We start from the raw sequence: 13,078 nt of genomic DNA, 5'->3' as shown, positions 1-13,078 counted from the left end.
ACAATGCATGTCGCCACCATCTTCCATCTGGGCGTCAAGGAGTTGCGCGGCCTGCTGCGCGATCCGATGCTTCTGGTGCTGATCGTCTATGCCTTCACCCTTGCCATCTACACATCGGCGACCGCCATGCCCGAGACCCTGAACCGGGCGGCGATCGCGATCGTCGATGAGGATGTCTCACCGCTGTCCGCCCGGCTCGCCGGCGCCTTCTATCCCCCCTACTTCACCACACCCACCCCGATCACCCCGCCTGAGATGGACCGTCGGATGGATGCGGGCTCCGACACCTTCGCGATTGATATTCCACCAGAATTCCAGGCCGACCTTCTGGCTGGCAAGGCACCGGTGATCCAGCTCAACGTCGATGCCACGCGCATGACCCAGGCCTTCAATGGCGCCGGCTATATCCAAACCATCCTGTCGGCCGAAATCACCGAATTTCTTCAGCGCTATCGTGGGAATGCGACACCGCCGGTCGATCTGGCATTGCGGGCACGGTTCAATCCTGAACTCAACAAAAGCTGGTTCGGCGCCATCATGAGCGTCATCGACAACGTCACCATGCTGTCGATCGTGCTGACCGGCACCGCCTTGATCCGCGAGCGCGAGCACGGCACGATCGAGCATCTGCTGGTCATGCCGGTGACGCCCTCGGAAATCATGATCAGCAAGGTCTGGTCGATGGGGATGGTGGTTCTCGCGGCCTCGGCTTTTGCCCTGGTCTTCGTGGTCCAGGGGCTGCTGGCGGTGCCGATCGAAGGTTCGCTCATCCTGTTCCTGGCCGGGGCCGCCCTGCACCTGTTCGCCACAACGTCGCTCGGCATCTTCCTAGCCACTATGGCGGGGTCCATGCCGCAATTCGGCCTGTTGCTGATGCTGGTGCTGCTGCCGCTCCAGATCTTGTCAGGCGGCACCACCCCGCGTGAGAGCATGCCCGATATCGTTCAGACTGTGATGCTGGCAGCACCCAACACCCATTTCGTGATGCTGGCGCAATCGATCCTCTATCGCGGCGCCGGGCTCGGCACGGTCTGGCCGCAATTCCTGTCGCTGATGGCGATCGGATCGGTGTTGTTCGCCATCTCGCTCGGCCGTTTCCGCACGTCGCTCAAATAACCGGGATCACCGGTCATGCACCCCCGCCATCGTGGTCCTGGTGACTGGCCTGGCGGCTGGGCGGTCGGGCTTGCGTCCGTCAAAGAAAATCCCGATCAGGCGGCCCACCTGATCGGGATCTGCATCTCAGGTCATGATCGTGTCGGTCAACGGCAACGGCGTCTCCAGGCCCGCCGTCTCAGGCAGGCCCAGCATCAGGTTGAGGTTCTGCACCGCGGCGCCCGAGGCCCCCTTGCCCAGGTTGTCGAGCCGTGCCGCCAGAAGGATCTGACCACGGCTCTGGTGGCCGAACACGAACAGCTCGATCCGGTTGGTGCCGTTCAGGGCGCGGGGGTCGAGGAACTTGCCGTCACGCAACAAATCGCCACCATCCTGCGGTGCGACACCGACAAAGCCCTCGCCCGCATAACGCGCGGCCAGCACCGCATGAACATCGGCCGCGGTCGTGCCGGGCTTCAACAGCGATGCGGTCAGCGGCACATGCACCAGCATGCCGCACTTGAAATGACCGACCGCCGGAACGAACAGCGGCGACTGATCCAGCCCGCCATAGACCGCCATTTCGGGCAGGTGCTTGTGTTCCAGGGTCAGGGCATAATCGCCATAGGGATAGGCGGCCTCGCGGCCAACGGGAGACGCCGCCTCATAATCCTCGACCATCTGCCGGCCACCGCCCGAGAAGCCCGAGACCGCGTTCACCGTCAGGGCCGCATCGGCGGCGATCAGCCCCGTATCGACCAGCGGCCGCACCAGGGCCGTGAAGCCGGTCGGGTAGCAGCCGGGGTTCGAGACGCGGCTGGCGGCCGCGACCGCAGCGCGCTGCGCCGGCAGCAATTCCGGAAAACCATACACCCAATCCGGTGCGGTGCGGTGCGCGGTGGATGCGTCCAGCACCTTCACGGCCGGATTGCGGATCAGCGACACGCTTTCGATCGCGGCGGCATCGGGCAGGCACAGCACCGCCACATCCACCTCGTTCAGCAGCCGTCGCCGTTCCTCCGGATCCTTGCGACGGTCCGGGGCGATCGAGACCAGCGTGAGATCGTCACGCCCCTCAAGCCGCGCACGGATCTGCAGACCGGTGGTGCCGGCCTCGCCGTCGATGAATACGGTGGGCTTGCCGCTCATGGGATGGGCCGCTCCTGCAAGAGTTGGAGATGCCGGCGGCGCACCACCGGCGGCGCGCACTATATCGCAGGCGCAGGCGTCATGCGAGACGCGGCGCGCGCATGCCCGCCCCCCGATGCCGGCAGGCATGCCAGAAAAGCCGGCGGGCCGAAGCCGCCCCCTGCCCCGATTCAAAAAAATGGGCGGGCCAAAGCCCGCCCGTTAAAGGTGCTCGTGAACGGAAGGCCGATAGCGGGCCATGCGCGAACCCGCGTCTCGGTACAGAAGACGGACCACCAGAGGTGCCGGAAGCGCAAACCGGCCCGCAATCCCCCATCGCGGAACGGCCCGATCGATCCGGCGCCAGGATCATTCAACCTGGATCAACTATCCGGTCTCAGGGCCCGGCCTGTCAAGTCGCTTGCACGGCGAGTGCATGGCGGCCAGGCGCGCGCACGGCGTGGGTGGGCTTGCCAAGTCGTTCGACGCCGGTCAGGATCGCCCCGCCAGTCGTCGCCCCTCTCCTCCCCGCCACCGGCAGAGTCCATCCGCATGCAGATCCTGATCGACGTTTGCCTGCCGTTCTTCGCGGTGATCCTGACCGGCTGGTTCGTCGGCCGCCGACGGTTCATCGATGCGGCCGGGCTGGCCGGGCTGAACCGGTTCACCTATTGGGTGGCGCTGCCGCCGCTGCTGTTCGTGAAGGTGGCGGATGTCCCGCTCGGCCAGTTGCTCGATCCGAAACTGATCGCCGCCTATTACGGCGCGGGGCTGATCGTCTATGCCCTGTCCAGCCTGGGTGGCCGGGCGCTGTTCGGCGGCGGCGGCGCCGTGGCCGGCATCCGCGGGCTGGCGGCCACCTTTTCGAATGTCGGCTATATGGGCCTGCCGCTGGTGATCTTCGCCTTCGGCCCCGATGCCGCAGCACCAGCCATGACCATCATCGTGCTCGATCACGTGCTGATGATGGGGTTGAGCGTCCTGCTGATCGAAGGCGAACGGGCAGCCGGCGGCGGCCTGAAACGCGCTCTGGTCAAGATCGGTCGCGGCCTGCTGTTCAACCCGCTGATTCTGACCATCATCGCCGGCGCCCTGTTCGGCGCATCGGGCCTGGAGCTGCCCAAGCCGGTGGCCGCCTATGGCACGCTGGTCGGGCTTGCGGCGGCGCCTTGCGCGCTGTTCGCGCTGGGCGCCAATCTTGCCGGCTGCTCACTCAGCCGGGGCATCAGCGAGGTCGGCGCGCTGGCCCTGCTCAAGATCGTGGTCCATCCGTTGCTGGTGCTGCTGCTGGCCGGCCCGCTGCTGGGGCTGGATCCGTTGCTGATCAAGGTTCTGGTGCTGGAGGCGTCGCTGCCGATCGCGGTGTCGGTGTTCGTGCTGGCCGATCAGTACCGGATGGACACCAGCCGGATCTCGGCCGCCATCCTGCTGTCGACGATCGGTTCCGTGGCAACCGTGTCGCTGGCCCTGACCCTGCTTGGTTGATGGCCCCGCTCGGCTGAGGCCCGCGGATCAGCGACCCCGGGCCGCGATCCGCCGCAGGCCCAGATTATAGAACAGCAGGCCCGCCGCCAGCAGGCCCACGCCCAGCCAGACCACGCCGCCATAGCGTTCGCCGAACACCAGAACGCCCCAGACCAGTCCGGTGCCGGTCATGATGAAGCCGACCTGGGCGAAATAGATCACCCCCGCGATCCGCTGCAATTCGAAGAAGGCCAGATAGGCGATGGCGGTCAGCGCGCCCTGACCGATCAGGATCCAGCCCGGCAGCCCCGCCGCCACGCCGATGCCGGGGATGGCCAGGCCGTCGATCAGAACCAGCGGCAGCAGCGTCACCGATGCCATGAACAGCATGCCCGCCGACATCACCGCGGCATCGATGCCCGCCGGCCAGAACCGGGCGCGAAAGATGTTGCCACCGGCGGTGCACATCGGCGCCAGGGTTGCCACAAGCGTCCACAACACCAGACCGATGCCGGTGGCGCCCCCCGGTCCGACATCGATGCCGCGACCGCCGATCACGATCAGCGCCGCACCGGCCACCCCCGCCACCAGCCCCGCCGCACGCAGCGCGCGGAACCGCTCCATGCCCAGCAGCACCGCGAACAGATAGGTGAACACCGCCGACAAGGCCATCAGCACGGCCGGCAGGCCGGCGCCGATATGCGGCACCGCCAGCATCGACGCGATATAGGGCAGGGTCAGCCCCAGCAGCCCGTTGCCCAGATAGAAGCCCAGCGCCCGGCGCCCCAGAACCACCGGCCGGCGCGCCAGCGCGACCGTCAGCGACACGCCGACGAAGCCGCCGAAGCATTGCCAGAACACGAAGGACAGCGGCGGCACGCCGGCCTCGGTGGTGAAACGGGCCAGGGCATAGGCGCTGCCCATCACGGTGCCGAACAACAGCAGCAGCAGGGGCGCCTTCAGCCGCAGGCCGGCGGTCCGCCGGTCGTGGCCGGTCTGATCGGTGGTCATGGCGTGCGCGGGGTCCGGCGTCAGCAGCTCTGGCCGTCTTCCGACATGGCGTCGTCGCCGCTGTCGTCGACGCCACCAGCCGTGGTGTTCGTTGCCGCCCGCACCAGGGCCGCCAGCATCTGCTCCGGCGCCTGCGCCCCCATCACCGCCCAGCGGCCATCGATGATGAAGCAGGGCACGCCATCGATGCCGATCTCGCGGGCATGGGCATCGGCCGCCGCCAGCATGTCGCGGTCCTCATCCGTTGCCAGATAGGCGGCGGCACCGCTATCGGCCGGATCGACCGCGCGGGCGATCTCGGCCAGAACCGCCGGATCGCCGATATCGCGGCCCTGGCCGAAAAAGGCGCGGAACAATGCCTCGGCGGTGCGGTCACCGCGCCCGGCGCCATCGCTCAGGGTCTCGTCGCGCATCTGCATGCGGTGCAGCAGTCGGTGACTGTCCAGCGTGTTGGGCATCACTTTGGCGCGTTCGGGGTCCAGGTCCAGGCCCACCTCGGCACCGGCCGCGCGGATGCGGCCATAGATCTGCGCCGCCCGCTCCGGCCCGCCGAATTTGGCGGCCAGATAGCCGGCCCGATCGGCGCCCTCGCGCGGCATCGCCGGGTTCAACTGGAACGGGTGCCAGCGCACATCCACCGGCACCGCGTCGGGGCGGTCGGCGAACATCTCAAGGGCCGCCTCCAGCCGGCGCTTGCCGATGAAGCACCAGGGGCAGACGGTGTCGGAAATCACGTCGATGCGCATGGCGTCGGTGCCTTTCTGGCTGACATATGGCTGGACCACGGATGGCCTTCATAACCGGTTGATGCGCCGCTTCGCCCCGCGATGCAAGCTGTTCGGCGCGGTAGGTCAGGCCTTGAACAGGTCGCGATGGGCATCGCGCAGCAGGTTCTTCTGCACCTTGCCCATCGCATTGCGGGGCAGATCGGCCGCGAACAGCACCCGCTTCGGCTGTTTGAAATTGGCCAGCGCCTCATGCGTCGCCGCCAGCACGGCCGCCTCGTCCGGGGTATCGGCGCCCGGCTCGCGGACCACGATCGCCACCACCGCCTCGCCGAAATCGGCGTGGGGCACACCGATCACCGCCGTTTCGGCCACGCCCGGGATGCGGTCGATGACCAGTTCGACTTCCTTCGGATAGACGTTGAACCCGCCCGAAATCACCAGATCCTTGGCCCGGCCGACGATCGAGACATAGCCATCGCCGTCGATCTGGCCGATATCGCCGCTCTGGAAGAAGCCGTCGGCGGTGAAATCCTCGGCGGTCTTGTCGGGCATCCGCCAATAGCCCTTGAACACGTTTGGGCCGCGCAGCTCGATCATGCCGGCGGCGCCGGCCGTCACCGGCTGGCCATCCTCGCCGGTGACGCGCAGATCCACCCCCGGCAGCGGCCGGCCCACCGTGCCCAGCCGGCGTTCGCCATCCAGCGGGTTCGAGGTGTTCATATTGGTCTCAGTCATGCCATAGCGTTCAAGGATCCGATGGCCGGTGACGGCCTCGAAGCGCTGGAACGTCTCGGGCAGCAGCGGTGCCGAGCCCGAGACGAACAGCCGCATATGGCGGGTCGCCTCCCGCGTCAGCCCGGTCTCGGCCAGCAGGCGGACATAGAAGGTCGGCACCCCCATCATCACGCTGGCGCGCGGCATCAGCGCCAGCGCCCGTGCCGCATCGAATTTCGGCTCGAACAGCATGGCCGCCCCCGCCAGCAGCACGCAATGCGTGGCCACGAACAGGCCATGGGTATGGAAGATCGGCAGCATGTGCAGCAGCACGTCGCGGTCGGTGAAGCCCCAGGCATCGACCAGGGTTTCGGCGTTGCTCCACAGATTGTCGCCCGACAGCATCACGCCCTTGGGGCGGCCGGTGGTGCCCGACGAATACAGGATCGCCGCCAGATCGTCGCCCGTGCGCGCCGCCGGCGCGAACCCGCCCGGCTGGGCGCGAACCCGGTCGGCAAAGGCACCATCGCCGCTGCCATCCAGCGTGCCGACCGCGATATCGCGCTGACCGATGATCGCGCGCACCGCCGCCTCGGCTTCGGGCCGGCACACCACCAGCCGCGGCTCGGCATTGTCGATGAAATAGTCCAGCTCGGCCGGCTTATAGGCGGTGTTGAGCGGCAGATAGACCGCGCCCCGCCGCAGGCAGCCCAGATACAGCATCAGCGCCATCGGCGACTTGTCGACCTGCACGGCCACCCGGTCGCCCACGCCCACACCCAGCGCATCCAGAAGCCCGGCCACCTGACCCGAAATCCGGTCGGCATCGCCATAGGTCAGCATGCTGCCATCGGGACGGTACAGCATCGGCCGGGCAAGATCGGCCGGAAACCGTGCCCGGATGCGGGCGTAGAGATTGTCGCTCACCGCGCTGTCTCCTCATGCGTCGTCAATTGCGGGCCAGAGTGCGCACGATAGGACCGGGCTGCGATGCAGACAAGGCAAAGCACTGTGATCTGTGCCCGAAGCCGGTTCCGCTCGGGTCTTCGCCCGGCACCCGCTGTCCTGCCCAAGATGACGACAAGACCAGCCGCAGGTCTAAACGCGAAACGCCGCGCTGGATCATAAGATCCGCGCGGCGTTTCGCTGATGACACCTGAGGATTGGTACCCCCAAGGGGAATCGAACCCCTGTTTCCGCCGTGAGAGGGCGGCGTCCTGGACCGCTAGACGATGGGGGCGTCATCGGTGTGGGCGGATATCTACAAGAGCCCGACCGGCTGCGCAAGCGAAAAAATGAAGATCGGATGACGAAGATTTCAGGGGCTTGAAAGCCGGCCACCAAGCCTCTGAAAACAGGACATCCCCGGCCTCAGCGCCGGCCCTCTCCATGTCTGGCCGCGGCCGCGGCGATCGAGGCATGGTCGAGAAAACGGTCGACCTCGGCCGGATCGGTCGCCCAGGATGTCACCAGCCGCACCCGCACCATGCCGGGTTCCGGATCGGCCCAGCGATAGAAACCGGCACCGGCCGCCTCAAGCGAGGCAACCGCCGCCTCGGGCAGATCGACGAACAGCTCGTTCGCCTCGACCGGATGGGCCAGGCTCACCCCCGGCAGCGATTGCAGCCCATGGGCCAGCCGGGTGGCCATGGCATTGGCATGCCCCGCCAGCGCCAGCCACAGATCGCCCGCCAGATAAGCGCGGAACTGGGCCGCCAGGAACCGCATCTTGGGGATCAGCAATCCGGCGCGCTTGCGCAGATAGGCCATCGCCTCGGCCAGTTCCGGATCGAACACCACCACCGCCTCGGCGCCCATGGTGCCGTTCTTGGCTGATCCGAAGCTGAGGATGTCCACCCCCGCATCCCAGGTGATCTCGGCCGGCGCCACGCCCAGATGCACGCAGGCATTGGCGAACCGCGCGCCATCCATATGCAGCCGCATGCCCTGCGCGGCGGCGATGGCACCGGCGCGCCGCACCTGATCGGGGCTGTAGACCGTGCCGGCCTCGGTCGCCTGGGTCAGCGTGATCACCGCCGGCTGCGCCGCGTGAACGAAGCCGCGGGGTGCTGCCTGAAGCCGGGCTTCCAGCAGATCCAGATCCATCCGGCCATGGTCGCCCGGCACCAGCGCCAGCTTGGCGCCGCCGGTATAGAATTCGGGCGCCGCGCATTCATCCAGTTCGACATGCGCCTCGGCATGGGCATAGATGCTGCCCCAGCGCGGGGTGAGCCCGGCCAGCGACAGGGCATTGGCCGCCGTGCCGGTGGGTGTCATGAAGACATGAACCTCGCGGCCGAACAGCACCGACAGGTCTTCGACCAGCGCCGCCGACACCGGATCATTGCCATAAGACGGCACCGCCCCGCGATTGGCGGCAACCACCGCCTCCATGATCCTGGGGTGGGCGCCGACGACGTGATCGCTGTGGAAATTCATCGCGTTCCTCTTGCTTTGCCCGCAGGTCCGCTGGCCGGTCCTGCCGGACGGTTGCCGGATGCAGCCCCAGGCCTGCGCCCGCGCGGCGGGGCATGCGGATCGTCGCGCACCCGGTCGCGTCCGGTCTGGATGCGGGCCGATGCGGCCGCAGGGTCAAGCCGGAATTCTGCCGCCAGTTCCACATGCCGCGACCACAGGAACTGATCGACCGGCATCACCCGCACCAGCCGATAGCCCGCCGCCGCCAGAATTCTGGCGTCGCGGACAAAGGTGACCGGGTTGCAGGAAATCGCCGCGACCAGCGGCACGCCCGATCGCGCCAGCTCCTCGACCAGCGCGCGCGCGCCGGCACGCGGCGGATCGAACACCGCCCCGTCCAGAACGCCGAGCTCGCGAGCCGACGGTGCCCAGCGCATCAGGTCGCGCGGCTCGATCGTCACCCGGTCGGACAGGCCCGCACCGGCCGCGGCACGGGTCAGGGCATCCAGGGCCGGCCCTTCCACCTCGGCCGCGATCACCTTGGCGCCACGATGGGCCAGCGCCAGGGCGAAGGTGCCGGACCCGGCATAGAAATCGCCGATCGTGCCGCCGCTTTCGGCCAGACTGCCGAAAACGCCCATCACGAAGCCGATCAGAGCCTCTTCGCCCGCATGGGTCGCCTGGGCAAAGCCGGCAGGCGGCGGCTCCACCTGCACGCCGCCACGGTGCACGAAGGCCGGGCGCCGACGCACCACCACCTGTGGTTCGGCCATGATCATCGGATTGCTGCCGGCACGCGGCCCGCCACGGGCGGGGCCGCGCCGCGCACCGCCCCGGCCCTTGCCGCCGCGGCTCGACACCGGTTCCGGCGCCGCCTCCGGCTCGGGCCGCCACGAGATGCGCGCCAGATCGGCGGTTTCGGCAAAGGCCGCCAGGGCCTGCAATCCGGCGCCGTCCGGGGCCCGGGCCAGCGTCACCACAAGATCGATGCCGCCATCGGTGGCCTCGGCATGGGCATCGCGGAAATCGGCCGGTGTCGGATAACGGTCGGCATCACCGGCCGCCATCGGCGCCTCGCCCTCGCCGGCCGCGGTCATGAACCGGCGCAGCTTGCCGATCAGCGCATCCAGTTCCGGCACCAGCAGCATGCAGTGCTCGACATCGACGACATGGCGGCTGCCGGCCTCGGCATAGCCGACCACGGCCTTGCGGGCGGTGGCGCGCAGCTTCCAGGCGGTGCGGCGGCGCTCTCCCGGCTCACCGGGGATCATCGGCGCGATCACCGTATCGGCAAAGCCGTTGCGGGCCAGAATGTCGACCACCAGGCCGCGCTTCCAGCCGCGATAGTCATGCAGCGCCATATGCTGCAGCGAGCACCCACCGCAGGGGCCGAAATACGGGCATGGCGGCTCGACGCGCACCGGGCCCGGGGTGATCAGTTCCAGCCAGCGTGCCCGGATGCGGTCGCGCTCCACCGCGTCCACCGCGGCCAGCACCCGGTCGCCCGGCAGGGCATGGCTGACGAAGACCGGCCGGCCGTCATGCTCGCCGATACCATCGCCATGGCTGCCCAGCGCGGTGATCTCGACCTCGATCTCGTCGCCCGCGCGCAAGCCCGCCGGGCCGCCATCATCGTCATCGGAGCCGGTCTCGTCTTCCCGGTCTTCCGCCTCGTCGTCGCGATCCTCGTCCACACACGCTCTCTTTATTATCTGAAGGATCTGATCGTTCTGCTTGTTGTCGCATGCCTGTACATCACAGGGCCAATTCTGTCGCGGTCCACGATATCCGCGGTCATCCCGGTTCAACCGCGCGGGGTGGACCATAGGCCACGGCCCGGCCACGCCCCACACTCCATGGCCGCTCGACGAAGCAACTGCCATCTGCCGCCAGTTGCCAGCATCGGGCCTCGATCATCTGGCCATCCTCGACCCGCAGGATCATCCACACCAGCCCGGCCTCCCAGGCACCGGCAAGATCGGCGGCCGACGGGCTGGCCGCCATGTCCGGGTGTCCGTGATAGAGCCCGATCACGGCAAGGCCGCCGGCGCGGGCCTCGCGCTGCGACCGCAGGCGCAGGCCGGGGTCGATCTCGAACGCGCGCAGCGGGTCCGGCGCCAGATTGACCGAGGCCGCCGCGCGTTCAATCACGGCCGCCCCATCGACGATCCGGCCCAGCAGCAGCCCGCAGCCTTCGCCCGGATAGGCCGCCTCCACCGTATCGGCAACGGCACGCATCGCCGCCGGGTCGATCTCAACCCGCGATCGCGCCACAGCCCCCGACACCGTCTCCGCCCCGGTCATCGGCCGGCGGCGGCGGCGTTCAGTGGCACCCGGCGGATCAGCAGGCCGCTGCTCCGGTCGATCACCACCAGAACCTGGGCACCGCCCTCACCTTCGGCCACCATCATCACGTCCTCGCCGGCGGCGGCCACCGTCACCACACGCTCGCCGGGCAGCAAGGCCGGCCCTTCGGCCCCCCGCGCCGGTGCCATGGGTGGGCGCGCCGCGTCGAAATCGCCGGCGATCCGCCCCGGCATGGCAGGCGTTACAGCGGATGGCGCCGGCACTGCGGGGGCGGCCTCGGCCGGTGCGGCCGGTGCCGCCGGCGCCTGTGTCTGGTCGGCCGCCACCGGCAGGCCGGCCTTATCGTCCTTGTTTGCCACGCTGCGCTGGTATATCAGCACACCTATGCCGACACCGACGATGGCGATGGCGATGCCAAGCCCGATGATCACCCGCTTCAGAATGCGGGTCATGCGCTGTTCGATCGACTCGGGCGACTGTTCCTGCATAGTGTATGATCCCGATCCCCGAGGGAGTTGACGGTTTTGAGCGGACGCGACACCAGCCGGCCACACCGGCCCCGGCCCGGCCCTGACGCCGAAACCGGCCTTGATCCCGATGCCCGGCCCGATACCGATGCCCGGCCCGATGCCGATGCCCGGCCCGATGCCGATGCCCGGCCCGATGCCGATGCCCGGCCCGATGCCGATGCCCGGCCCGATACCGGTGCTGTCGCGTCCCCATCCGGCGCCGATGATGCCGCCGCGGATGAAGATGGCGACACCTTGCCCGCCATCTTCGATGACGACGACACGGCGCTGGATGATGACGAGCTTTCGGCACTGGAATCTGCGGCCGTTCTGGGTGGCGTGGTCGATATCACCCTGCCGGCGGGCTTCGTCGAGGAACGCGTCGACCGGCTGCTGGCCCATGCCGCGCCGTCGCTGTCGCGCGGACGCGTCCAGGGTCTGATCCGCGACGGACGGGTGACACTCGACGGCGCGACGATAGCCGACCCCTCCCGGCGGGTAAAGCCCGGCCAGTCGTTGACCGTGACGGTTCCGCCGCCCGAAGACGGAACGCTCGAACCCGAGCCGATGGCGCTGGACATCGTGTTCGAGGATGAATGGCTGATCGTGGTCGACAAGCCTGCCGGACTGGTGGTCCATCCCGGCGCCGGCAACGACCGGGGCACGCTGGTCTCGGGCCTGCTGGCCCATGGCCAGGGACGGCTGTCGTCGATCGGCGCCCCCACCCGGCCGGGTGTGGTTCACCGCATCGACAAGGACACCAGCGGGCTGATCGTGTTCGCCAAGACCGATGCGGCCCATCTGGCGCTGGCCCGTCAATTCGCCGAACACACCATTCGCCGCGCCTATACCGCCGTGGTCTGGGGTGTGCCCGGGGTCGATCCGGGCCGGATCGAGGGCAATATCGGCCGCCATCCGGTGGAGCGCCAGCGGATGAGTGTGGTGACCCGCGGCGGCAAGCCCGCTGTCACCCATTATCGCATCGCCAACACCGTGGGTCTGGAGGCGCTGGGCGAAGAGCCCTTCGCCTCGGTTCTGGACTGCCGTCTTGAAACAGGACGCACCCATCAGATCCGGGTCCATCTGACCCATATCGGCCACCCGCTGGTTGGCGACCCGGTCTATGGCCGCAGCCCCGCCCGGCTGCAGCGGATGGAGGATCCGCGGATCCAGGCGCTGTGCCGCTTTCCCCGTCAGGCGCTGCACGCGCGCCGCCTGGGCTTCGTGCATCCCATCACGGGTCGCAATTTGCGATTCGAAAGCCCGCTGCCAGCCGATATGCGGCAGCATCTTGAGAGTTTAGACTTCTTCTAAAGTGATGGACGTTAACGCCGTCACCGACTAGAGTTTTGATAACGGGGCGTCGGGCACCTGGCCAGGGCGGACATGTCCAGTGCGCTCATGGCCACTCGCCGCCCCGATATGGACACGCGGTGACCACAACCGGGTGGGAACCAGGTCTGGTTTGATCAGTTGGCTGCTTAACAGCGACAGATCACGGAGTTCGAGCTTTCGGCGGCCCAGGCCGCGCATGGCGTCCAGCCGGGCGTCGCGTCCGCACTGGTTCGTGGACGTCCAGCGTAGGAATGGAGCGGCTGCTTCGTGTAACCGTTCCCAATGTGGTTCAAAAAGTTAACGGGTCACGACCGCCAGAATTGGCGCGATGCTTGCATCGCACTCCGGCGACGGGTCAGACGGACCAGC

11 protein-coding genes and 1 tRNA gene are annotated in these 13,078 nt (G+C 68.1%); 3 read left to right on the top strand and 9 right to left on the bottom strand.

The features are described 5' to 3' along the window. Window positions 1-3 precede the first annotated feature (3 nt). Window positions 4-1,116, top strand: a complete 1,113-nt coding sequence (locus WG924_RS17845; RefSeq protein WP_345934449.1) for an ABC transporter permease — start codon at window positions 4-6, stop codon at window positions 1,114-1,116. 126 nt (window positions 1,117-1,242) lie between these two features. Here WG924_RS17845 and argC read toward each other — a convergent pair whose 3' ends face one another. Continuing rightward, window positions 1,243-2,244, bottom strand: a complete 1,002-nt coding sequence (argC, locus tag WG924_RS17840; protein WP_345934448.1) for an N-acetyl-gamma-glutamyl-phosphate reductase — start codon at window positions 2,242-2,244, stop codon at window positions 1,243-1,245. A gap of 531 nt (window positions 2,245-2,775) precedes the next feature. On the opposite strand from argC, the gene WG924_RS17835 reads away from it, so the two are divergent. Next, window positions 2,776-3,708 (top strand): AEC family transporter, encoded by a 933-nt coding sequence (locus tag WG924_RS17835; RefSeq protein WP_345934447.1) that lies wholly within the window; start codon window positions 2,776-2,778, stop codon window positions 3,706-3,708. 27 nt (window positions 3,709-3,735) lie between these two features. Here WG924_RS17835 and WG924_RS17830 read toward each other — a convergent pair whose 3' ends face one another. The 8 genes from WG924_RS17830 to WG924_RS17795 form a co-directional block, all read right to left on the bottom strand. Further along, the gene (locus tag WG924_RS17830) at window positions 3,736-4,698 is read right to left on the bottom strand and encodes a DMT family transporter (protein WP_345934445.1); all 963 of its coding nucleotides are present in this window, start codon (window positions 4,696-4,698) and stop codon (window positions 3,736-3,738) included. A 20-nt stretch (window positions 4,699-4,718) separates the two neighbouring features. After that, entirely contained in the window at window positions 4,719-5,483 is a 765-nt protein-coding gene (locus WG924_RS17825; RefSeq protein WP_345934444.1) for a DsbA family oxidoreductase, read from the bottom strand. Between the two features lie 66 nt (window positions 5,484-5,549). Continuing rightward, the gene (locus tag WG924_RS17820; RefSeq protein ID WP_345934443.1) at window positions 5,550-7,067 is read right to left on the bottom strand and encodes a malonate--CoA ligase; all 1,518 of its coding nucleotides are present in this window, start codon (window positions 7,065-7,067) and stop codon (window positions 5,550-5,552) included. 237 nt (window positions 7,068-7,304) lie between these two features. Then, window positions 7,305-7,380, bottom strand: a tRNA-Glu gene (locus WG924_RS17815). A 131-nt stretch (window positions 7,381-7,511) separates the two neighbouring features. Beyond that, the gene (locus WG924_RS17810) at window positions 7,512-8,579 is read right to left on the bottom strand and encodes a threonine aldolase family protein (RefSeq protein ID WP_345934442.1); all 1,068 of its coding nucleotides are present in this window, start codon (window positions 8,577-8,579) and stop codon (window positions 7,512-7,514) included. Then, entirely contained in the window at window positions 8,576-10,252 is a 1,677-nt protein-coding gene (locus WG924_RS17805) for a class I SAM-dependent RNA methyltransferase (RefSeq protein ID WP_345934441.1), read from the bottom strand. Before WG924_RS17805 ends, WG924_RS17810 begins: the two co-directional genes overlap by 4 nt. Before the next feature lie 100 nt (window positions 10,253-10,352). Continuing rightward, on the bottom strand, window positions 10,353-10,862 hold the full coding sequence (locus WG924_RS17800; RefSeq protein WP_345934440.1) for a M67 family metallopeptidase: 510 nt from the start codon (window positions 10,860-10,862) through the stop codon (window positions 10,353-10,355). Further along, entirely contained in the window at window positions 10,859-11,353 is a 495-nt protein-coding gene (locus WG924_RS17795) for a hypothetical protein (RefSeq protein WP_345934438.1), read from the bottom strand. Before WG924_RS17795 ends, WG924_RS17800 begins: the two co-directional genes overlap by 4 nt. A gap of 36 nt (window positions 11,354-11,389) precedes the next feature. Here WG924_RS17795 and WG924_RS17790 point away from each other — a divergent pair, with 36 nt between their 5' ends. Next, window positions 11,390-12,688 (top strand): RluA family pseudouridine synthase, encoded by a 1,299-nt coding sequence (locus tag WG924_RS17790; protein WP_345934437.1) that lies wholly within the window; start codon window positions 11,390-11,392, stop codon window positions 12,686-12,688. The last annotated feature ends 390 nt before the right edge of the window (window positions 12,689-13,078 follow it).

Origin of the sequence: Tistrella arctica (genome assembly GCF_039630945.1) — a bacterium.
Classification (GTDB): Bacteria; Pseudomonadota; Alphaproteobacteria; order Tistrellales; family Tistrellaceae; genus Tistrella; species Tistrella bauzanensis.
Note: the sequence above shows the minus strand (reverse complement) of the source record. Positions and strands in the feature narration are given on the sequence as shown.

Excerpts from the sequence above, each read along its gene's own strand:
- WG924_RS17845 (WP_345934449.1), top strand. The coding sequence starts at position 4 with ATGCATGTCGCCACCATCTTCCATCTGGGCGTCAAGGAGTTGCGCGGC.
- argC (WP_345934448.1), bottom strand. The coding sequence starts at position 2,244 with ATGAGCGGCAAGCCCACCGTATTCATCGACGGCGAGGCCGGCACCACC.
- WG924_RS17835 (WP_345934447.1), top strand. The coding sequence starts at position 2,776 with ATGCAGATCCTGATCGACGTTTGCCTGCCGTTCTTCGCGGTGATCCTG.
- WG924_RS17830 (WP_345934445.1), bottom strand. The coding sequence starts at position 4,698 with ATGACCACCGATCAGACCGGCCACGACCGGCGGACCGCCGGCCTGCGG.
- WG924_RS17810 (WP_345934442.1), bottom strand. The coding sequence starts at position 8,579 with ATGAATTTCCACAGCGATCACGTCGTCGGCGCCCACCCCAGGATCATG.
- WG924_RS17800 (WP_345934440.1), bottom strand. The coding sequence starts at position 10,862 with ATGACCGGGGCGGAGACGGTGTCGGGGGCTGTGGCGCGATCGCGGGTT.
- WG924_RS17795 (WP_345934438.1), bottom strand. The coding sequence starts at position 11,353 with ATGCAGGAACAGTCGCCCGAGTCGATCGAACAGCGCATGACCCGCATT.